At 73.5% G+C, this 20,179-nt stretch carries 17 protein-coding genes; 8 read left to right on the plus strand and 9 right to left on the minus strand.

Annotation, left to right across the window (positions count from 1 at the left end):
- Window positions 1-472: 472 nt before the first annotated feature.
- Entirely contained in the window at window positions 473-967 is a 495-nt protein-coding gene (locus tag ABZT14_RS01245) for a hypothetical protein (protein ID WP_356295103.1), read from the minus strand.
- 146 nt (window positions 968-1,113) lie between these two features.
- Between ABZT14_RS01245 and ABZT14_RS01250 the strand changes: the two genes are divergently transcribed.
- Together ABZT14_RS01250 and secD are read left to right on the plus strand one after the other, a co-directional pair.
- Entirely contained in the window at window positions 1,114-1,632 is a 519-nt protein-coding gene (locus tag ABZT14_RS01250) for a hypothetical protein (protein ID WP_356295106.1), read from the plus strand.
- 344 nt (window positions 1,633-1,976) lie between these two features.
- Window positions 1,977-4,271 (plus strand): protein translocase subunit SecD, encoded by a 2,295-nt coding sequence (gene secD, locus ABZT14_RS01255; RefSeq protein ID WP_356295109.1) that lies wholly within the window; start codon window positions 1,977-1,979, stop codon window positions 4,269-4,271.
- Between the two features lie 63 nt (window positions 4,272-4,334).
- Here the strand turns inward: secD and ABZT14_RS01260 are convergent, their stop codons facing one another.
- Window positions 4,335-4,910, minus strand: coding sequence for a TerD family protein (locus ABZT14_RS01260; RefSeq protein ID WP_356295112.1), 576 nt, complete (start codon window positions 4,908-4,910; stop codon window positions 4,335-4,337).
- A gap of 221 nt (window positions 4,911-5,131) precedes the next feature.
- Between ABZT14_RS01260 and arfB the strand changes: the two genes are divergently transcribed.
- Entirely contained in the window at window positions 5,132-5,557 is a 426-nt protein-coding gene (arfB, locus tag ABZT14_RS01265) for an alternative ribosome rescue aminoacyl-tRNA hydrolase ArfB (RefSeq protein WP_356295115.1), read from the plus strand.
- A 9-nt stretch (window positions 5,558-5,566) separates the two neighbouring features.
- Here the strand turns inward: arfB and ABZT14_RS01270 are convergent, their stop codons facing one another.
- Entirely contained in the window at window positions 5,567-6,211 is a 645-nt protein-coding gene (locus ABZT14_RS01270) for a flavin reductase family protein (protein WP_356295117.1), read from the minus strand.
- Between the two features lie 349 nt (window positions 6,212-6,560).
- On the opposite strand from ABZT14_RS01270, the gene cdgB reads away from it, so the two are divergent.
- Together cdgB and ABZT14_RS01280 are read left to right on the plus strand one after the other, a co-directional pair.
- The gene (cdgB, locus tag ABZT14_RS01275; protein WP_356295120.1) at window positions 6,561-8,174 is read left to right on the plus strand and encodes a diguanylate cyclase CdgB; all 1,614 of its coding nucleotides are present in this window, start codon (window positions 6,561-6,563) and stop codon (window positions 8,172-8,174) included.
- A 129-nt stretch (window positions 8,175-8,303) separates the two neighbouring features.
- Window positions 8,304-9,245, plus strand: coding sequence for a hypothetical protein (locus tag ABZT14_RS01280; RefSeq protein ID WP_356295123.1), 942 nt, complete (start codon window positions 8,304-8,306; stop codon window positions 9,243-9,245).
- Between the two features lie 667 nt (window positions 9,246-9,912).
- Here ABZT14_RS01280 and ABZT14_RS01285 read toward each other — a convergent pair.
- The 5 genes from ABZT14_RS01285 to ABZT14_RS01305 all read right to left on the minus strand — a co-directional run bounded on the left by ABZT14_RS01285 (window position 9,913) and on the right by ABZT14_RS01305 (window position 14,794).
- Window positions 9,913-10,326, minus strand: coding sequence for a GNAT family N-acetyltransferase (locus ABZT14_RS01285; RefSeq protein ID WP_356295126.1), 414 nt, complete (start codon window positions 10,324-10,326; stop codon window positions 9,913-9,915).
- Window positions 10,327-10,374: 48 nt separating this feature from the next.
- A complete protein-coding gene (locus ABZT14_RS01290; protein WP_356295129.1) occupies window positions 10,375-11,331 on the minus strand; it encodes a 1-phosphofructokinase family hexose kinase in 957 nt (318 codons plus the stop codon).
- A gap of 91 nt (window positions 11,332-11,422) precedes the next feature.
- Window positions 11,423-12,586 (minus strand): N-acetylglucosamine-6-phosphate deacetylase, encoded by a 1,164-nt coding sequence (gene nagA, locus ABZT14_RS01295; RefSeq protein ID WP_356295132.1) that lies wholly within the window; start codon window positions 12,584-12,586, stop codon window positions 11,423-11,425.
- Window positions 12,583-13,482: an ROK family protein gene (locus tag ABZT14_RS01300; RefSeq protein WP_356296975.1), complete on the minus strand. Its 900-nt coding sequence runs from the start codon at window positions 13,480-13,482 to the stop codon at window positions 12,583-12,585. The genes nagA and ABZT14_RS01300 overlap by 4 nt, the downstream gene beginning before the upstream one ends.
- Before the next feature lie 364 nt (window positions 13,483-13,846).
- Window positions 13,847-14,794, minus strand: a complete 948-nt coding sequence (locus tag ABZT14_RS01305) for an SIS domain-containing protein (RefSeq protein WP_356295135.1) — start codon at window positions 14,792-14,794, stop codon at window positions 13,847-13,849.
- A 123-nt stretch (window positions 14,795-14,917) separates the two neighbouring features.
- Here ABZT14_RS01305 and ABZT14_RS01310 point away from each other — a divergent pair, with 123 nt between their 5' ends.
- The 3 genes from ABZT14_RS01310 (at window position 14,918) to ABZT14_RS01320 (ending at window position 17,158) form a co-directional block, all read left to right on the plus strand.
- A complete protein-coding gene (locus tag ABZT14_RS01310) occupies window positions 14,918-15,190 on the plus strand; it encodes a DUF3263 domain-containing protein (protein ID WP_356295137.1) in 273 nt (90 codons plus the stop codon).
- Between the two features lie 26 nt (window positions 15,191-15,216).
- Window positions 15,217-16,059, plus strand: a complete 843-nt coding sequence (otsB, locus tag ABZT14_RS01315; protein ID WP_356295140.1) for a trehalose-phosphatase — start codon at window positions 15,217-15,219, stop codon at window positions 16,057-16,059.
- 298 nt (window positions 16,060-16,357) lie between these two features.
- The gene (locus ABZT14_RS01320; protein WP_356295143.1) at window positions 16,358-17,158 is read left to right on the plus strand and encodes an HAD family acid phosphatase; all 801 of its coding nucleotides are present in this window, start codon (window positions 16,358-16,360) and stop codon (window positions 17,156-17,158) included.
- Between the two features lie 958 nt (window positions 17,159-18,116).
- On the opposite strand, the gene ABZT14_RS01325 is transcribed toward ABZT14_RS01320, so the two are convergent.
- The gene (locus ABZT14_RS01325) at window positions 18,117-19,646 is read right to left on the minus strand and encodes a trehalose-6-phosphate synthase (protein ID WP_356295146.1); all 1,530 of its coding nucleotides are present in this window, start codon (window positions 19,644-19,646) and stop codon (window positions 18,117-18,119) included.
- Window positions 19,647-20,179: the final 533 nt, after the last annotated feature.

Below are 20,179 nucleotides of genomic sequence, written 5' to 3' on the forward strand. Positions count from 1 at the left end.
GTCTCGCCGCCAACTTCCTGATGTCGAGGGGGAGTTGACGCGGAGGGCCGTCGTCCGGGTCGTGCCGGGGCCGGAAGCGGAAGGACGGGCGAGGGGGCCGGAGCGGGGGCGCGCGGGGGGATGTCCCGACGCAGCTCCGTGCTGAGCCGCGTCGGTCAGCCCACGCTCCCCCGGCCTTCCCGCCACCCCAGCCACCCACGGGCGAGCCAAGCCACCCACCCGAGGAGGACACGTGGCCGCGTGGGCGGGACAACGCCCGTGCGGGGGTTGCGTACCCGGTGCGGCGGGCGGCGGCTGGGCCGAGGGTGGGGCGCTCCCCGGTCGACCGGGGAGCGGGGCTCACGGGTGGCCGGTGTGGGGGCGGGCGGAGCCCCGTACGGTCGCGGCGGCTCCGGCTACGGCGCCCCGGTGGCGGCGCCCGGCTGCCGCGTTCGACAGCGGCACCCCGGGCGGGGCCGGAGGTGGGGGTGGGTCAGACGCGGGGGTAGCGGGACTGGAGGGTCCAGACCGTGGGGTTGCGGTCCAGCTCGGGGTGCAGGTCGACCAGGTCGGCCAGCAGGTCCTGGAGAAAGTCCCGCGCCTCCCGTCGCAGCTCCTCGTGCCGTACGAGCAGGGGCGGGCCGTCGGGGTTCCAGTCGGCGCGCACCTCGACGGTGCCGAACCGGCGCTGGAAGCGGAGGCGGTCGGTGGACTCGGTGAAGTCCAGTTCGGCGGTCTGGGGGCGGGCCGCCCGGCTGCCCAGGGGGTCCCGGTCGAGGTCCTCGACGATGTCGCACAGGGCCCAGCCGAAGTCCAGCACCGGTACCCAGCCCCAGCGGGTGGCCAGTTCCTCGTCCCGTTCGGTGTCCGCGAGGTAGACGTCCCCGCAGAACAGGTCGTGCCGCAGCTCCCGTACCGGCACGGTGCCGTAGTCCGTGGTCGGCGGGTCGGGGAAGCGGGTGGACAGGGAGTAACCGATGTCGAGCACCCGCCGATGGTGGCACGGCCCGACGGCGTACCGTGGGGCGACCCCGCCCTCGTACGGTGGGGTGCCCGGGGCACCGGAACGTATCGGCCGGGCCGGCCGTTGCCCGGGGGACGAGCACCGTCCGGTCGACCGGGGAGGAGAGCGGCATGGCCCGAGGTCGCGCCCCGCTCCGCGCGTCGCGCTGGTGGCTGCCGGCCCTGGTGGCCCTGGTGCTGGCCGGACTGGCGGCGATGCCGGTCACCCTCGGGGTGGACGGCGGCGCACCGGGCGGCGGCCGGGTGGCCGCCCCGACCTCGGCCCAGGGCGCCCCGGTCACGGCCGGCGACCACGGGCCAGCTGCTCCAGGGGGCCCGTGGGGTGAGCGCCCGGACGTGCGGGACTCCGACTCGGAGGTGCCCGGCCCGGCCGGCACCTCGGACGGGTGGGAACAGCGGCTGGACCACCCCGACCCGGACCCCGGGCAGCTGGGGTTCCAGCGGATTCCCCGGCCCACGGTCGGCGAACCCCACCCCCTGACCCACGCCGCCAGTGACGCCCCGGTGCCGCACTGGACGGTGCCGCTGTCGCGGCACTGGTGGCTCCAGCACCCCACCCCGCCCGGGAGCGAGGCCGACGGGCTGGCCCTCGACCCGAGCCGGGCTCCACCGATGACGGCAGGCGTCTGAACCCCTCACCCATCTCTCTCGCGTTCCCACCCCACGCGTCGTGACCACGCCCCGCCGGACACCGCGCGCTGTGGCCGGGGCGAGCGGCGGTGCCGTACGCCACGGGCGGACCCGGTGACTGGTACGGGAGGCCGAAGCCGGCTCCCGGCCGGGCCGTGACCTCCGCGCGCCCACCACGGGCCCCGGTGCGTACGCGCCCTCGCGCGCCCCGAGCCCGTACGGCGGACCGCACGGTGGCCTCTCCGTAACGGCCTCCACGGCGGACCGCCCGGCGCACGTACCGGTGACCGGCGGTGTCGGCGTACGTCGGGAGCGGGACGCGCACTGCCCGTTGGAGCCCGAACATGTTCCGAACCACCAGGGTGCGGGCGGCCGTCGCGTTGGTCGTCATCGCCCTCTCCACCCTGATCAGCCTCACCCTGTCCCCACGCCTCGGCCTCGACCTGCGCGGCGGCACCCAGATCACCCTGCGTACCCAGGACAGCGACACCGCCAAGGCGGACCAGGCCGCCACCGACCGCACCATCGAGGTCCTCCGGCAACGGGTCGACGCCCTCGGGGTGACCGAACCGGAGATCGCCCGTTCCGGGGAGCGCGGCATCATCGTGGAGCTTCCGGGGGTGCAGAACCCCAAGGAGGCGGGCGAAGTGCTGGGCCGCACCGCCCAGTTGACGTTCCACCCGGTGACACCCGAGGGTCAGAAACCGGCCAAGTCGTTGAAGGACGAGTCCGGGCAGCGCCTCAACCTCGGCAAGGCCGCCATGGGCGGCTCGGCCGTCAAGGAGGCCGAGGCCCAGCTAGACCAGGAACGCGGCTCGGGCTGGACGGTCAACCTCGACCTGCGCGGCGACGGCGAGCGCACCTGGCGCGAGCTGACCGGCAAGGCCGCCTGCCACCCGGTGGGCGACCCCCAGCGCCGGGTGGCGATCGTGCTGGACAACAAGGTGATCTCCTCGCCCCAGGTGGACGAGTCCCTGCGCTGCGGCCAGGGCATCGCCGGGGGCAAGACCCAGATCACCGGCACGTTCGGCCAGGAAGAGGCCGACGAACTGGCCCTGCTGATCAACGGTGGCGCCCTGCCGGTACCCGTGGAGACCGTGGAACAGCGCACCGTCGGCGCCAGCCTCGGCGCGGAGGCGGTGGAGGCCAGCGCCTACGCGGCGGTACTGGGCGTCACCCTCACCGGGCTGTTCATGATCGGCGTCTACCGGATCCTCGGCCTGCTCGCCACCCTCGCCCTGGCCTGCTACGGGCTGATCTCCTACGCCGCCCTGCTCGCCCTGGGCGCCACCCTGACCCTGCCGGGACTGGCCGGTTTCGTACTGGCGATCGGCATGGCGGTGGACGCCAACGTCCTGGTCTTCGAACGGGCCAGGGAGGAGTACCTCGCCCCCACCGGCAAGCGCGGGGCCCGCAGTATCCGTACCGCGCTCACCGCCGGATTCCGTAACGCCCTCAGCGCCATCGCGGACTCCAACATCACCACCCTGCTCGCGGCCGGCCTGCTGTTCCTCTTCGCCTCCGGCCCGGTACGGGGCTTCGCGGTCACCCTGGGCATCGGTGTGCTGGCGTCCATGGTCAGCGCCCTGCTGATCACCCGGGTCCTGGCCGAGTACGCGGTGCAGCGCTGGCCCCTGCGCCAGACGCCCCGTCTCAGCGGTCTGGCCGGCCACGGCTGGGTACGACGCTGGCTCACCGAGCGCCAGCCGCCGCTGATGCGCTACCGGCGCCAGTGGCTCGCGGTGTCCGCCCTCGCCCTGGTGGTCGCCGGCGCGGGCATCGGCCTGCGGGGCCTCAACCTGGGCGTGGAGTTCACCGGCGGACGGGTCGTGGAGTACGAGGTCACCCGCTCCGTGGACGTCGACCGGGTGCGGGACGCGGTCGCCGACGCCGGCCACCCCCGGGCGGTGGTGCAGGAGTCCGGCGAGGACCGGTTCACCGTCCGTACCGGCAAGCTGTCCGACGGCGGCGAGGAACGGGTGCGTGCGGCCGTGGCCGAGGTCGGGGGCGAGGCCGAGAAGCGGCGGGACGAGATGATCGGGCCCAGTCTGGGCAAGGAGCTGCGGAAGGGCGCGCTGATCGCGCTGGGGGCCGCCGTGCTGGCCCAGCTCGCCTACCTGGCCGCTCGCTTCCGCTGGACCTTCGCCACCTCCACGATCACGGCGATGGTCCACGACGCGCTGATCCTGGTGGGCGTCTTCGCCTGGCTGGGCAAGCCGATCGACGGGGTGTTCGTGGCCGCCCTGCTGACGGTCATCGGCTACTCGGTGAACGACTCGGTGGTGGTCTTCGACCGGGTGCGGGAACTGTGGGCGGCCCGCTCCGGCCGGCTGCTGTCCAGCACGGTCGACTCGGCCGTGCTCACCACGGTGCCCCGGACCATCAACACCGGCATGGGCGCGATGTTCATCCTGGGGGCGCTGCTGGTGTTCGGCGGGGACTCGCTGGCCGACTTCGCCCTGGCGCTGCTCATCGGCATCGTGGTCGGCACCTACTCCTCGCTGTTCACCGCCACCCCGCTGGCCCTGCTGCTGGAGCGGTGGGCGAGTGCGCCGCCGCCGAAGCCCAAGTCGCGTGGCAAGGCGGGGCGTTCGACCCGTCCGGCCGCCCGGGCGGGGGACAACGGGGCGCGGGTGTAGGCGCGCGCCACGGGGGCCGGTCCGCTGTCGGACCGGCCCCCGTGCCGTGGGCGTGGGCGTCGGTCAGACGCTGACGCCGAAGTCCTGGGCGATGCCGACCAGGCCGGAGGCGTACCCCTGGCCCACGGCGCGGAACTTCCACTCCTCGCCGTTGCGGTACAGCTCGCCGAAGACCATGGCGGTCTCGGTGGCGGCGTCCTCGCTCAGGTCGTACCGGGCGATCTCGGAGCCGTCGGCCTGGTTGACGATGCGGATGAAGGCGTTCCGCACCTGGCCGAAGTTCTGGCTGCGGGACTCGGCCTCGTAGATGGAGACCGGGAAGACGATCTTGTCCACGTCGGCGGGCAGAGCCGCCAGGTTGACGTTGATGCTCTCGTCGTCGCCCTCGCCCTCACCGGTGACGTTGTCGCCGGTGTGCACGATCGACTGGTCCGGGGTCGCCTTGTTGTTGAAGAAGACGAAGTGCTGGTCCGAGTAGACCTGGCCGGCGGGGTTGACCGCGATGGCGCTGGCGTCGAGGTCGAAGTCCGTGCCCGTGGTGGTCCGCACGTCCCAGCCGAGTCCGACGGACACGGCGGTGAGACCCGGCGCCTCCTTGGTGAGGGAGACGTTTCCACCCTTGGACAGGCTTACAGCCATGGAGGTTGCCCTTCTCTCGTGAAGCTCGCGGGCGTCGGTGCCCGTCACTAGTCACCAACGCCGAGTGTGGGGGCCGGGGTTCCACGATCTTTACTTTCTTTGCCAAGTCGCGGCCGAGGCCGTCCTCGCACCGGTCACGCGCCGATCCCGTTCCGCCCCCGGGCCGGGTCCGTAGGCGAAAACCCGGTGACGGCCGGGCCGGTCCCGGGCACCATGGACGTATGTCCGGGCCCTACGTCATCCGTGGCTCGGTCTCCCTGCCGGAGGCCGAGCTGAGCTGGCGTTTCTCGCGTTCCTCCGGCCCGGGCGGCCAGCACGTCAACACCAGTGACAGCCAGGTGGAGTTGCGGTTCGACCTGGCGGCCACCCGGGCGCTGCCCGAGGTGTGGCGGGAACGCGCCCTGGAGCGGCTGGAGGGCCGGCTGGTGGGCGGAGTGCTGGTGGTACGGGCCAGCGAGCACCGTTCGCAGTGGCGCAACCGCGAGACCGCGGCCGTACGGATGGCGGCGCTGCTGGCCGAGGCCACCGCCCCGCCGCCCGCGCCGCGCCGCCGCAAGCGGGTGCCCAGGTCGCTGAACGAGCGCCGGCTGCGGGAGAAGAAGCGCCGGGCGGACGTGAAGCGGGGACGCAGCGGCCGGGACTGGTGAGGCGGCGGCTCAACCCAGGGTGCGGTAGCGGCCGTTGTAGTAGGCCAGGGGTTCCCGGCGCCGGCCGGACGCGGGATGGGTGGCCAGGACCCGCCCGACCACCAGGTGGTGGTCGCCGGCTGGTACGCGTTCCTCGGTACGGCACTCCACCGCCCCCAACGCCCCCTCCACCAGCGGCGCCCCGGTCGCGGCACCGTGGGTGTGCGGCAGGTGGCGGAACAGCAACCGGTCGCTGAGCCGTCCCTTCATGGCGAACTGGCCGGCGACGGTGCGCTGGTCGTCGGCCAGCAGGGAGGCCGCCCACAGGGGCTGTTCGGCCAGTACCTCGTCCATGCGGGAGCCGGTGCGCACGCTCACCAGCACCAGCGGGGGCCGCAGGGAGACGGACAGGAACGAGGTCGCGGTCATCCCGGCCGGTTCGCCGGGGCACAGGTGCGCGCCGGTGCCCGGGGTCGGCGGGGGCTCGTCGTCCTCGTCGGACGCCTCCTGGGCGGTGACCAGTACGACGCCGGCTGCCAGTCGGGCCATCGCGGCCCGGAACTCGTCCTCGCTCACCCCCTCAGGATGCGGTACGGGGGTGCCGGACGGCGGAGGTGCCCCGGTGGTGGGCCCGGCGGCCCGGGCGGGCGGCCGGTGTTGCGCGGTGTGCGACATGGGGCCGACGGTAGGCGCGGGGGTGGGGAGGGAGCATCGGGCTGGAGACCGAACCGCGTACTAGGACCCGGGTCGCAGGGGTTTTCCCGTCGTGGGGCGGGTACCCGAGACTGCCACGGACGGGGGTGGCGAGAGGCGCGCGGGCAAACGCCCGTATCCGCTCAGAACTCGACTCAAACGATCAACTGCCGCTGAACCCTTGTGACTTGAGCCACAGATGGGAATTATTGTTGACCCTGTGTACCGAGTGAACAGCTGGCTGTGATTCAGTGGCTGTGGTAGTGGATAGAGGGCCTCGCACCGGCACGACCAACCGGCGCGGGCCTGAACACCCTGGGGGAGGGGCGCCGTGGAAACAGAGTCCGAGCCGTACGTCCGTCTCTCCTCGCTGCGCCAGCTCCACCAGGTCGTCGCCCGGCTGAACTCCGCCCGCTCCCTCACCGACACCGTGCAGACCGTCGCCGACGGCGCCGTCTCCGGCCTGGGGTACGAGATCGCCACCGTCCACATGGTCCGCCCCGAGGGCGACCTGGTGGTGGCCGCCGTCGCGGGCAACGCCGACGCCGAGAAGACGCTCGCCGGCCAGATAGCCCCCCGCGCCGCCTGGGACCGCCGGCTGTCCATGGGCGACCACTGGGCCTCGCTGCGCTTCATCCCGTACACCGAGGGCTGGGTGCTGGACGACGACGAGATACCCCAGTGGTACGCCCCCGGGCCCGCCCCCCGGTACCCGGACGACTGGCACCCCATGGACCGGCTCTACGCCACCCTGCACGCCTCGGACCGCGAACTTCTGGGCGTGCTCGCCCTCGACAAGCCCCGCAACGGCCGCCGACCGGGAGCCTGGGGGCGCGAGGCCCTGCAGATGTACACCTCGCAGGCCGCCATAGCCATCAGCAACGCCCGCCTCCGCTCCAACATGCAACGCGCGTTGGTCCGCCTGGAACGCGAACAGACCGCCCTGCGCGCCAGCGAGGAAAGCTTCCGGCAGGCCTTCGAGTACGCCCCCAGCGGCATGGCCGTCGCCGAACTCGGCGGCGAACAGCACGGACGTCTCATACGCGTCAACGACGCCCTCTGCCGCCTGCTGGGCCGCCCCTCCTCCGCGATGCGCCGGTACTCCTTCTCCGACCTGGTCCACCCCGAGGACATAGGAACCCTGCTGCGCACCTCGCCCGAGGGCGGCCGTTCCGAACTCCGCCTGGCCCGCCGCGACGGCTCCTACGTGTGGGTGTCGCTGCGCAACTCGGTCGTCGCCGACACCGCCGACGGCCCCCGCTACCTCCTCACCCACGTCGAGGACATCGAGGAACGCAAGCGCCACGAACTCCAGTTGGCGCACCGCGCCAGCCACGACTCCCTCACCGGACTCCCCAACAGCGCCGAACTGCGTACCCGCCTCGGCTCCCGGCTGTGCGGCAGCTCCGAGGTGGTCGGGGCCCACGACCCCCGGGGGCCACACCGCCCGCACTCCGTCGACGAGTTGGCCGTCTTCGAGGACTCCGGGCCCCAGCCGGTGGTGGACCAGCACCACGTGCACGCGGTCGCCCCGGCCGCCGCCGGGGAGAAGGGGCTCGCGGTGCTCTTCTGCGACCTGGACGGCTTCAAGTCCATCAACGACCGGTTCGGCCACCACTGCGGGGACGCGGTGCTGATCGAGGTGGCCCGCCGGCTGGCCGACTGCGTACGCGACAACGACACCGTGGCCCGCCTGGGCGGCGACGAGTTCGTGGTGCTGGCCGACCACCTGGGTACGGCCGACGCCCAGGACCTGGCCGTGCGTCTGCGGAACGCGATCATCCCGCCGATCCGGGTGGACGGCCGCGCCGTACGGGTCGGGGCGAGTTTCGGCATCGGCTGGGCCGAGTGCGGCATGACCGCCGAGGAGGTCCTCCAGTCCGCTGACCAGCGGATGTACATCGAGAAGCGGTCCCGATCCAAGGGGCAACGGCGGGCCGGCTGACCGGAGTTGACCCCACGCCCGTGCGGAGTGCCGTCACCCGTCCCGGGAACGGCGGCTCGCCCCACCGGCGAACCGGGTCCAGGAGGTAGGCTCGCGGCGTACCGGACCATAGGGAGTGACAGGGAAAAGATGACCGCCGACCAGAACGGCACGGGTTCCCCCGAACCGGACGACCCGTTCGCCCATCTCTACCGCCGCGAAGGTGGTACGGGCGAGGCCTCCACACCGCAGGCCTCGCCGGCCCGCCGCTCCTACCAGCAGGTGCACACCGTCGGTCAACGCCAGTACGGCAACCGCCAGCACCAGCAGAGCGGCGTACCCCACCAACAGTCCGGCTCCCCTTCCCAGCAGAGCCCCAACGCCTACTACGCGGCCCCCGAGACCCAGCCCGGCGGCAGGGCCGCCGCCCGGCAGCGTCAACAGGCCGCCAGCCGCTCGTCGAAGCGCAACGGACCGCTGATCGCCGCCATCGCCGTGGTCGCCGCCGTGGTGATGGGTATCGGCGCCGCCATGGCCTTCAACAGCGGCGGCGACAACAGCGCCAAGGTCAACCCCGGACCGGAGACCAGCGCGCCCGACAAGCAGGACAAGGACGACGAGCAGAAGAAGGACGCCAAGGACGACAAGGGCGCCGACGCGGACGACAAGCCCCTGCCCCAGGAGGACGCCGCGACCCTCAGCCTCCAGGGCGGCCCCAAGGTGGACAACAACGTCCCCGGCGCGGAGGCCAAGGGCGGCAACTTCGTCGCCAACTTCAACCACCCCGGCGCCTCCGCCACCTGGTCCCCGCAGATGGACAAGGCCGGCGTCTTCCACCTGCACGTCCGCTTCGGCGTACCCGGCAAGGACATGAACCTCACCCTCACCGTCAACGGCAAGAAGGACGCCCGGCCGGTGAACATGAAGAACTTCGCCGGCGCCAAGGAGGGCGACTGGGAGAAGGGGTGGGCCAGCACCTACCAGCGGGTCGACCTGAAGGAAGGCCCCAACGAGATCAAGCTCTCCTGTGAGGAGGGCAACGCCTGCGAGGTCAACCTCGACAAGGTGTGGCTGGCGCCGTCCGAGGACTAGGGCGCGTCGTTCGGATCACTGCGAGGCTCGCGTGCGGTGTCACCGAGCGTGCCGCACCTCGCCGCGTTGTCGCTGTAGGTCGCCGTGGGCCGCTGCCGCCGATGCGCTGCATCGGCTCCTCCCCCGCCGTGCTGTGCCCCACGGCCCACCACACCAGAACGCGCTCCCTGATCTCCCCAGATCCGAACGACACACCCTGGGGCGCTCGTTCGGATCACCGGGGGCGCGCGTGTCCCGGTGACGCGCCTCGCCACGTCGGCGGTGTGGGTGCCGCAGGGGCGCGGGGCGTCGTCCCGGCGCGTGCCCCTCGCCGCTCTCCGTGGGCGAGGGCCGGTTCCAGGAACCGTGGACCTTCTCCGGCGTACGCCGTGACCCGCGCCGGTACGTCCCCGGGGTGCCGCCGAGGACCGTGTGACGTTGCCGACAGCCACCCCCTGAGGACCAGCCGGAGGAACTCGACGCCCACCCGCGCCTCTTCGTACGGCGGACCGGCTGAGCCCTGCCAGCTCCGTTCCCGGTCCTGGCGGGCCGCACGGGAGCGGCCCGACGACTCCCCGCCGCAGGCGGGGAGTCGGCCTCCTCCGGGCCTGGTGGGGTTCCGTTCCCCACGAGCCGGCTACGAGGAGGGGCGGGCCTCCGGGGGCCGGGTGACGGAGCGGTGCGTGGCCTACAGCCGCAGGAGCCCGGCCGAGGTGGGGCGGAAACCACAGCGGGCGTAGAAGGGTTCCAGGTGGGGCTCGAAGTCCACGTGCAGCCAGTGCGCCCCGCGCGCCCGCGCCTCCTCGGCCGCCCTCCGTACCAACGCCACCCCCAACCCCCGCCGGCGTACGGAGGGATGGACGGTGGTGTCCAGTACGAAGGCGTGCGCGCCACCGTCCCCCGCCACGTTCACGAAGCCCACCAGCCGGTCCCCCCGGTAGGCGGCCACCCACACCAGGCTGCGGGCCCACAGCGGGGCGAAGGTGGTCGGATGGTGCTCGGGCCAGGCGTCGGCGAACAGGGCGTTCAGCTCCGGGTCGGCCAGCCCGGGACACACCAGCAGCTCCGGGTCGGCCGAAGGGGGCTCGGTTGACGGTCCCATGCCGCCCATCGTCCCCAACTCCCGTTCACCACGGCCCCGTTCACCGCGTCACTCCGCGCCCGAGGACTCCTCGGTGACCTCCACCCCCGGCAGCAACTCCTCGTACAGCTCCCGGTCGAACTCGCCCGCCACCGGGGCCCGCACCGACGCCGCCGACAGCGCCACCGCCCGCGCCAGCGCCCCCGGCCACTCCACCCCGTCCACCCACGCCGACACCAGGGCGGCCACCACCGCGTCCCCCGCCCCCGTCGGGTTGCCCGACAACCGGCGCGACGGGCGGGCCCGCCAACTCCCCTCCGCCGACACCCCCAGCAGCCCCTCCTCGCCCAGGGACACCACCACCCGGTGCGCGCCCCGACGGCGCGCCTCCCGCGCGGCCCACGTGGGGTCGGCCGTACCCGTCACCTGGGCCAACTCCCGTACGTTCGGCTTCACCACGTCCGGCCGGGCCGCCAATCCCCGGCGCAGCGGCTCCCCACTGGTGTCCAGCACCACCGGTACGCCCGCCGCCCGAGCCTGGCGGACCAACTGCCCGTAGCCCCCCACCGGTACCCCCGGGGGCAGACTGCCGCACAGGGCCACCGCCGAGGAGCCGGACAACAGGGCGTCGAACCGGTCCAGAAACCCCGACCACTCGCCGGGCGAGATACCCGGCCCTGGCTCGTTCAACTGGGTGGCCCCGTCGCCGGAGTCGTCCACCACCCCCACGGTGCGCCGGGTCGGGCCGGCGACGGTCACCAACTCGTCCCGCAGCCGCCCGGCCTGGGGCGAGTCGGCCAGCAGACGCCGCACCTCCCCGCCACTGGCGCCGCCCACCAGACCGGTGACGGTCACCCCGTACCCCAGCCCGGCCAGCACCCGCGCCACGTTCAGGCCCTTGCCACCCGGCCGCTCACTGACCTGAGACACCCGGTGCTCCCGGTGCTCCACCAGCCGGGGCACCCGATACGTCAGGTCCAGCGCCGCGTTGAGGGTGACGGTGAGCACAGTCGGCTCGGCGTCCATCGCAAACCCCACCTCCGTCCCGGGCCGGCACCCCCGTCGGGGACACCGGGGCAGCGATCATCCCAGTACGGCCGTCAGCCCGCGCAGCCACCTACCGCCCCGGAGGCGCCACCACCCAGGCTCCCCGCCGCAGCACCCCGACCACCTCGAACTCCGCGTCCAGCACCACCAGGTCGGCGTCCTTGCCCACCTCCAGCGAACCCACCCGGTCCGCCACCCCCAGCAGCCGGGCCGGGTTGGCGCACAGCGCCCGCACCACGTCCGGTACCGCCAGCCCGTCCACCGTCACCGCCCGACGGAAGCACCGGTCCAGGGTCAACGTGGACCCTGCGATGGAACCGCCCTCCACCAGCCGGGCCACCCCGTCCCGTACGTCCACCTCCATCGGACCCAGCGGATAGCGGCCGTCGCCCATCCCCGCCGCGCCCATCGCGTCGGTGACGAAGGCCACCCGCCCCGGGCCCGCCGCCCGGAACGCCACCCCCAGGGCGGCGGAGTGCACGTGCACCCCGTCGTTGATCAACTCCACGGTGACCCGCTCGTCCTCCAGCAGCGCGCCCACCGGCCCCGGAGCCCGGTGCCCCAGCCCCGGCATCGCGTTGAACAGATGGGTGGCCACCGTCGCCCCGGCGTCCACCGCGCGGCGCACCGCCCCGTAGTCCGCGTCGGTGTGCCCCACCGCCGCGACCACCCCCTGCTCGGCCAGCAGTCGCACCGACTCCAAGCCGCCCGGCAGCTCCGGGGCCAGGGTCACCATCCGGGCCCAGCCGCGCGCGGAGTCCACCAGCTTCCGTACCGCCGCCGGCTCCGGCGGGCGCAGCAGCTCGGGGTCGTGCGCCCCGCAACGGTGCTGGGAGATGAACGGCCCCTCGAAGTGCACGCCCGCCAACTCGCCCTGTTCGGCCAGCTCGCTGAGCACCCCGGCCTGCCGGGCCAGGTCACCCAGCTCCCCGGTGACCGTCGAGGCCACCATGGTGGTGGTGCCCCGCCGACGGTGGGTGTCCACCACGGCCAGCGCCTCCTGGTGGGTGCCCGCCGAGAACGAGGCCCCGCCCCCGCCGTGCACGTGCATGTCCACGAACCCCGGCACCACCCAGTGGCCGGCCAGGTCCCGTACACCGGGCCCCGGTGGGGATTCCGGGGCGGGGGACGGTTCGACCCCCGCGATACGGGAGCCCTCCACCGTCAGCCGGCCCACGCTCACTCCCGAGGGCAGCACCAGCCGCGCCCCGTCCAGCACCATCCGCTCGGTCATGACGTCCTCACATGTGCGTCCAGCAGGTCCCACGCCCGTACTCCGGCGCCCAGACAGCCCGCCGCCTCCCCGAGGGCGGCCGGCACGATCCTCGGGGCGGTCTGGAACGTGATCCGCTCCGCCACCGCCTCCCGCAGCGGGTCCAGCAAGGTGTCGCCGGCCTCCGCCAGCCCCCCGCCGACGATCAGCACGGCGGGGTCGATCAGGGTCACCGCCGTCATCAACCCCGAGGCCAGGTCGCCCACCGCCGTACGCCACACCGCCTCGGCCCGCTCGTCCCCGGCGGCCACCGCGCGGGCGCAGTCCGCCGCGTCCGCCTCCGGGCGGCCACTGGCCTCCCGCCAGGCGCGGCCGACGGCCGAGGCCGAGGCCAGGGTCTCCAGACAGCCCCGGCCCCCGCAGCCGCACTCCGGCCCGTCGGGGCGGACCACCACGTGCCCCACCTCGCCCGAGCCGCCGTGCGCCCCCGGGTCCACCCGGCCGCCGACCCCGATGGCGCCGGCGATGCCGGTGCCCAGGGACACGAAGAAGAAGCGGTCCGCGTCCTTCCCGGCTCCCAGGCGGCCCTCGGCCAGCCCGCCCAGCCGTACGTCGTGGGCGAGGGCGACCGGTACGCGGTCCTCCAGCCGCTCCCGAAGCAGGCGGCGCAGGGGTACGTCCCGCCACCCGAGGTTGGCGGCGAAGACGGCCACTCCCGCCTCCTCGTCCAGCACCCCGGGCACCCCCACCCCGCAGGCCGCCGGTTCCTCGCCGAACAGGTCCCGGCCCCGCGTCCGCAGGTCCGCGGCGAAGGACAGCACCCGCTCCACGACCTCGGCCGGCCCGGCCTCCCGTCCGGTGGGCCGGCGTTCCTCGTGCAGTACCCGGTAGTCCGGGGACAGCAGGGCGGCCTTCATGCCGGTACCGCCGACATCCAGGGCGATGACATAGGAACTCACCCGCACAGTCTCACCCGAAGCCGACTACAGGTCTAGTCCACTTAGGGATCCTCCGCCCCACCCACACACCTCCACCCCGTTCCGGGCGAACCCCGTACGAGCGCCGTGCGCATACCGGCCGCACCCCGATCGGGCGCCGACGGACCGCCCATGGAACCCCGCCCGACCGCGAACGGGCGCCCACCCGGGACCCGCGAGGGACCACGGGCGGACGCCACGTCGACGGGGGCGCCACCTCACCAGGCGGCGAGGGCCCGTACGAGGGACCCCGACCCCGGTCACACCCCGCGTGGTCAGGAGCATGACCGGGCCCGGGAACGCCTCAGCCCAGCACCACACTCCGCGTCAGGTTCCTCGGACGGTCCACATCCAGCCCCCGGGCCTCCGCCAACGCCACCGCCAGACCCTGCGCCCGCACCAGATCCGCCAACGGATCCCACCCCTCCGGCCCGCTGTCGGCCACCACCACGCCCCCCAACCGCTCCACCTCGTCCCGCAGACCCGCCGGCGCCTCGCCCAACACCCAGACCACCCGCCCCGGTTCGGCCACCGCGATCGGACCATGGCGGTACTCCATCGCCGGATACGCCTCCGTCCACGCCCCCGCCGCCTCCCGCGACTTCAACGCCGCCTCCAGAGCCAGCCCGTACGTCCACCCCCGCCCCAGAAACGTCCACTGCCCCGCCCCCACCACCTCCGACGGCAACACCGCCGACACCGCCGACTCCGCGTCCACCACCGCCTCCGCCACCGACCCCACCCCCGACGGCAACCCCCCGTGCCGCTCCAACCCCGCCCGAAGGAACACCAACGCCGAGGTGGCGAACCGCGTCTGCACCACCGACCGCTCGTCCGCGTACTCCAACACCGCCACCCGGCCCGCCGCGCCCACCACCGGCGACCCCGGATCCGCCGTCAACACCACCAGGCGGTCCCGCGCCCCCCTCCCACCCCGCTCCTCCAAGGCCGCCAACAACTCCAACACCTCGGTCGTCGTCCCCGACCGGGTCACCGCCACCACCCGGTCGTAGCCACGGGACAACGGGAACTCCGACGCCGCGAACGCGTCCGTCACACCCTGCCCCGACGCCTCCCGCAACGCCGCGTACGACTGGGCCACGAACCACGAGGTACCGCACCCGGTCACCGCCACCCGCTCCCCGGGACGCGGCAGGGCCGGACCGAACCCCGCGGCCTCCTCCGCCGCCCGCAACCAGCACTCCGGTTGCGACCCGATCTCGTCCCTCGTGCGACTCGCCACGGCGGCCATACGTCGACCTTCCCTTCTCTCGGTTCGCCCCGGTACTCCCGACCGGGGGAGGGGAGCCGAGGTGTAGACCGTAGGAATGCCCAACACACCCCCGACGTCACACCCGCCGACTACCTTTGCCCCATGAGCCGGGAACCCGACACCCACCACGCCGCGCCCCCACCCGACCGCCCCCAGCTCACCGACACCGACCGCGCCGTACTCGACCTCGCCGGCCACAACTGGCCCCACCCCGGCGCCAGGGAACGCGCCATCCGGGAACGGCTCGGCCTCTCCCCGACCCGCTACTACCAACTCCTCAACGCCCTCCTGGACGACCCCCGGGCCCTCGCCCACGCGCCCCACACCGTCCACCGCCTCCGCGCCCGCCGCCAACGCCACCGCGACAGCCGCTGACCACCCACCACGCCCGAGGCCCGCAGATGTCACCCCAGCCAGCCCCGCCCGCCCCCACCACCGCCGAAGGACGCCAGGGCCTCGACGCCCTGCTCAGCGACCCCCGACACGCCCTGATCGCCCTCGACTTCGACGGCACCCTCGCCCCCATCGTCGACGACCCCGACCAGGCCCGGGCCCACCCCCGCGCCGTCGACGCCCTGATCCGCCTCGCCCCCCGGATCGGCACCCTCGCCCTCATCACCGGCCGGCCCGCCCAAACCGCCGCCCAGAACGCCCGGCTCACCGACCACCCCGAGCTGAGCGGCGTCACCGTCCTCGGCGCCTACGGAGCCGAACGCTGGCACCACGGCCACCTCACCCTCCCCCCGCCCCACCCCGGGGTGGAGGCCCTCCGCCATGAACTCCCCGCCCTGCTGCGGCGGTCCGACACCGACCCGGGCGTACACATCGAGGACAAGGGCCACGCCCTCGCCGTCCACACCCGCCGCGCCCAGCACCCCACCGCCGCCTTCACCGCCTTGGAGGGCCCGCTGCACCAGCTCGCGCGGGCCCACCAACTGCGCCTGGAACCCGGGCGGTTGGTCCTGGAACTGCGCCCACCCGGCGCCGACAAGGGCCAGGCCCTCACCGACCTCGTCACCTCCACCGGCGCCCGCGCCGTGGTCTACGGCGGCGACGACCTCGGTGACCTCCCCGCCTACGACGCCCTGCTGGGCCTCCGCGCCGCCGGTACCGTGCGGGGCACCCTGGTCAGCGCCGGCAACCCCGAGGTCACCGCGCTCAACGACCGCGCCGACCTGGTGGTTGACGGCCCGGAGGGGGTGGCCGAACTGCTGGAGCGGATCGCCGAAACGTTGGGGGACTGAGGAGCGCGGCGCCGCGCGGGGGAGGGGGCGAGGGCTGTGCCGGGGTGGCTTCCGGCCCTCGTACGGGATTTCCGAGGGGAGTTGGCGGACGGGCGGTCGGGGCTGGTCGTACCGGTAGGGGCCCCGTCTTTGGCACTCTCTTGACAACTCCGCCCGGCGTCGGGGGTTGTGGTGGACATGTGCACGTCGATAGAAGAGAGGGGCACGTCATGTGACCCGCGTAGACACGGCGAGGGACGGCACCGTCACTCACCGCCTCGACCCCGCCGGCGCGGTTCCCCACACGAAAGGCCCACCCATGCGCAAGTCCCTCAAGATCGCCGGCGCGGCCAGCGCCTGTGTGCTCACCGGCGCGGTGCTGTACGGCTCCGGCGCGGCCAGCGCCGACGGCGGCGCCAACCCCACCCACAGCACCGAGCCGTACAACATCGGCAAGCTGGTGGGGGAGATCGACGACTACTACGGTGCCGAGCAGGACGACGACGGCACCTGGACCTCCTCCCCGGACAGCGACTACGCCAAGGACCTGGCGCGCGTCCAGCACGAGGCCAAGAAGGACATCCGCCAGGCCACCCAGCACGGCAAGCACCACCGCCACGGCAAGCCGGCCCTGGTGCTCGACATCGACGACACCTCGCTGCTGAGCTTCGACTACGAGCGCTCCACCAACTACACCTTCGACGAGGAGACCTGGAACGAGTACGTCTCCAAGGCCGACCGGCCCGCCGTGTTCGGTATGCCGGAGCTGGTGGAGTACGCCAAGAAGCGCGGCGTCGAGATCTTCTTCCTCACCGGCCTGTCCGAGGACCTGCGCAAGCCGGCCGTGAAGAACCTGGAGAAGGTCGGCTTCGACACCAAGCTCGACAAGAGCCACGTCTTCACCAAGGACAAGGCCAACCCGCCGTCCTACCTCGACCACTGCGCCACCCCCGCCAAGTGGGAGTGCAGCACCGTCGAGTACAAGGCCGGCACCCGTGAGCACCTGGAGGACAAGGGCTTCCACATCGTCGGCAACTTCGGCGACCAGCAGTCCGACCTCGACGGCGGTCACGCCAAGAAGGGCTACAAGCTGCCCAACCCCACCTACTTCGTGGAGTAGTCCGGCGGGTCCTCAGCCCGCTGCCGGGCTGAGGAACTGACCTCCGGGCTGCGTCCGGGTGACTCTCGGGCCGTGGCCCGGGGTCGGTTCTGTGAAAGACCCTGGCCGGGGCTTGGGTGAGGCGCCACCGCGCCTCACCCAAGCCCCGGCCTGTTTGTGTGTGGGGGCGGGGCGACAGTGGGGTGCGGTGGGGTGGGAGAGCGCGCCGTTGGCGGCCCGCGTGGTGTGGGTGGGGTGCGGGAGTGCGATGGGGGGTGGGGGCCGGGAGTCGGGGCGGCGGGCTGGTGTCGGGCTGGTGGCTGGGCAACGGGGTGGGTTGGGTTTGGTTGTGGGGGATTTTCCCCGGCCCCCCTTTCCCCCCAAGCCCACCCTCCACCACCTCCTCCGAGACGCCCGAGGGTGCGCACAAACCGGCCCCCAGGCGTAGACGACCCCCGCTCCACCCGCTGTCCACGACACCACCCCCACCCCCCACGGAAAGGTGCCCCTCCACGCGAAGAGAGGCCCCTCACCAAGGAAGCGAAGGCAACCGGTCACAACGAGCCCGCACGGTGCACGAACGGAGATCACCGCGGCACCACCCATCATCACCCACCCACCAAAAACCCCCGAAGTTATCCACAGGTGGGCGGTGGGGGCCGTGGAACAGAGGGCTCGGGCCCGGGGGCAACCGGCCAACTGGCGTGAACGGCCCAGCCACTTAACGCCTGAAAGTGCCCATAGCGCCCCAGGGGTGGGCGTGGCCTGGCGGGAGAGTTATCCACAGGCTGGAGGTGTCCGAACGCCGTGAACCGCCCCGCCCCGCACCGCGACTCCACCCACGGTGAGCCCGGAGGGCACCCCCGAGATCTCCCCGCGCGGCCACCCGCCCCGCCCACCGCCGGCGAACCACCGCCTCTCACGCCCGGCCCACCCAGCGGCCACCGGGCGCCGCCCCCGTCCCCTACCGTCCTCCTCCCTACCCCCGCAGGGCCTGGAGTTGCTGAAGGAACCACTCGGTGGGCGGAAGGGCGGTGGCCGCCTCGACGAGGTGGGCGCAGCGGTCGCGGCGCTCGGCGTCGTCCATGGTGAGGGCGGTGTGCAGGGCGTCGGCCGTACCGGTGATGTCGTAGGGGTTGACCACCAGGGCGTACCGTCCCAACTCCTCGTGGGCGCCGGCCTCCTGGGAGAGGACCAGGGCACAGCCCCGTTCGGAGAGTACGGGCACCTCCTTGGCGACCAGGTTCATGCCGTCGCGGATGGGGTTGACCAGGGCGACGTCGGCGAGCTGGTAGGCGGCCAGGGAGCGGGCGAAGTCGTCGCGGACGTGCAGGAGCACCGGCGTCCAACCGTCCGTACCGAAGGCGGAGTTGATCTCCTCGGCGACCCGGGAGACCTCCTCGGTGTAGGAGCGGTAGAGGGCGAGGTCCTGGCGGGAGGGGTAGGCGAAGGCGAGGTGGACGACCCGTTCGCGCCACTCGGGTCGGTCGGTCAGCAGCCGGCGGTAGGCGTGCAGGCCCCGGACGATGTTCTTGGACAGTTCGGTGCGGTCCACCCGTACGACGGTGTGCCGGGGGGCGCCCTCGGGGGTGTGGCCGATCTGCTCGCGCAGGGCCTGGCGGCGTTCGTCCACGTCGGGGCGGGCGGCCCGTTCGCGCAGGAAGGTGGCGTCGGCGCCCAGTCCGTGGACGCCGATCCGGGTGGTGTGCCCGTCGAGGGTCACGGTCCAGGAGGAGGTGTCCACCGGCTCCCCGGGGCCGCCGTGGAGGGTGGGGAGCGCGGGCCGGCCCTCCTCGCGGGCGCCGAGCAGTTGGACGCAGCAGTCGACGAAGGCGGACGCCCAGCGGGGGGTGAGGAAGGCGGCGCGGTCGGCGCCCAGGACACCGCGCAGTACGGCCTCGGCCTGCCGGGCGGGGAGCATACGGAAGTAGTCCGGGGGCGCCCAGGGGGTGTGGGAGAAGTGACCCACGCGCAGGTCGGGGCGGAGGGCCCGGAGCATCCCGGGGGTGAGGGTGAGGTGGTAGTCCTGCACCAGTACCGTCGCGCCCTCGGCGGCCTCCTGGGCCAGGGTCTCGGCGAAGGCCCGGTTGTACCGCTCGTAGGAGGCCCACTGTCCGGCGAAGTCGCTGTCGAAGGCGGGTTCCAGGGGGGTCTGGTAGAGCATGTGGTGCACGAACCACAGCACCGAGTTGGCGATCTGGTCGTAGGCGTCGCGGAAGACCTCGGGGTCGATGTCCACCATGCGTACCGCCTGCCCGCCGGTGTCGGCGGGGTCGAGCCGCCCGCCGGAGCGTGCCGCGGCGAGCCGGTCGGCGTCGCTGAGGGCGGCGCACACCCAGACCGCGCCGGCCTCGGGGTCGATGGCGCTGAGCCCGGAGACCAGTCCGCCCCCTCCGCGCCGGGCACTGAGAGTGCCGTCCTCGGCGGTGGAGTAGCTGACCGGGCCCCGGTTGGAGGCGACCAGGAGGGGCGAGCCGTGCTCGGGCGGGGCGTGAGTGGGGTGGGGCATGGGGGGATGCCTAGCCCGGTGAGGTTCCCGGCAAACCAGACAGCTGATCAGTGCGACCGAGGTCTCGCCGATGGGCCGCCGCGCTCGGGCGGGGCCGGTGCGCGGCCGAAGAAGTGGAGTACGGAGGAGGTACGGGCCCCTGAGGGGCGGGCCGGTACGGGGCACCCCCGGAGCCCCAACCGCCGGTATCGCGAGCCCCGTTGACCTGCCGTCGGGTCTACGGGCCCCCGTGCCGGGACGGCGTCCGGCCAAGGTGCCGTAGCTGCCCGGCCCCGGGGTGGCCGTGACCCTGCCCCGGCCGGTGCCGCGAAGGGTCGGGCCTGCCCGGGGTGGCCGATGTCCCGACCGTGCCCCGGCCGCCCCAGGGTCTCGCGACCGTTCGACGCCCGGCCCCGCGTACCGCGTCGGCCCTCCCCGACGTAGAGCCGTCGCCACGGGGGCCGGGTCGGGGTGGGTCGTTTGGATCTCGGGAGATCAGGGAGCGCCTTCTGGTGTCGTGGGCCCTGGGACACGGCAGGGCGGAGGCGGAGTCG

It is taken from the genome of Streptomyces sp. NPDC005438 (assembly GCF_040606315.1).
GTDB lineage: Bacteria > Actinomycetota > Actinomycetes > Streptomycetales > Streptomycetaceae > Streptomyces.

Bases quoted from the DNA above. Each gene is read 5' to 3' on its own strand.
- ABZT14_RS01250 (WP_356295106.1), top strand. From the start codon at position 1,114: ATGGCCCGAGGTCGCGCCCCGCTCCGCGCGTCGCGCTGGTGGCTGCCG.
- secD (WP_356295109.1), top strand. From the start codon at position 1,977: ATGTTCCGAACCACCAGGGTGCGGGCGGCCGTCGCGTTGGTCGTCATC.
- ABZT14_RS01260 (WP_356295112.1), bottom strand. From the start codon at position 4,910: ATGGCTGTAAGCCTGTCCAAGGGTGGAAACGTCTCCCTCACCAAGGAG.
- arfB (WP_356295115.1), top strand. From the start codon at position 5,132: ATGTCCGGGCCCTACGTCATCCGTGGCTCGGTCTCCCTGCCGGAGGCC.
- ABZT14_RS01270 (WP_356295117.1), bottom strand. From the start codon at position 6,211: ATGTCGCACACCGCGCAACACCGGCCGCCCGCCCGGGCCGCCGGGCCC.
- ABZT14_RS01280 (WP_356295123.1), top strand. From the start codon at position 8,304: ATGACCGCCGACCAGAACGGCACGGGTTCCCCCGAACCGGACGACCCG.
- ABZT14_RS01285 (WP_356295126.1), bottom strand. From the start codon at position 10,326: ATGGGACCGTCAACCGAGCCCCCTTCGGCCGACCCGGAGCTGCTGGTG.
- ABZT14_RS01290 (WP_356295129.1), bottom strand. From the start codon at position 11,331: ATGGACGCCGAGCCGACTGTGCTCACCGTCACCCTCAACGCGGCGCTG.
- nagA (WP_356295132.1), bottom strand. From the start codon at position 12,586: ATGACCGAGCGGATGGTGCTGGACGGGGCGCGGCTGGTGCTGCCCTCG.
- ABZT14_RS01300 (WP_356296975.1), bottom strand. From the start codon at position 13,482: ATGAAGGCCGCCCTGCTGTCCCCGGACTACCGGGTACTGCACGAGGAA.
- ABZT14_RS01305 (WP_356295135.1), bottom strand. From the start codon at position 14,794: ATGGCCGCCGTGGCGAGTCGCACGAGGGACGAGATCGGGTCGCAACCG.
- ABZT14_RS01310 (WP_356295137.1), top strand. From the start codon at position 14,918: ATGAGCCGGGAACCCGACACCCACCACGCCGCGCCCCCACCCGACCGC.
- otsB (WP_356295140.1), top strand. From the start codon at position 15,217: ATGTCACCCCAGCCAGCCCCGCCCGCCCCCACCACCGCCGAAGGACGC.
- ABZT14_RS01320 (WP_356295143.1), top strand. From the start codon at position 16,358: ATGCGCAAGTCCCTCAAGATCGCCGGCGCGGCCAGCGCCTGTGTGCTC.
- ABZT14_RS01325 (WP_356295146.1), bottom strand. From the start codon at position 19,646: ATGCCCCACCCCACTCACGCCCCGCCCGAGCACGGCTCGCCCCTCCTG.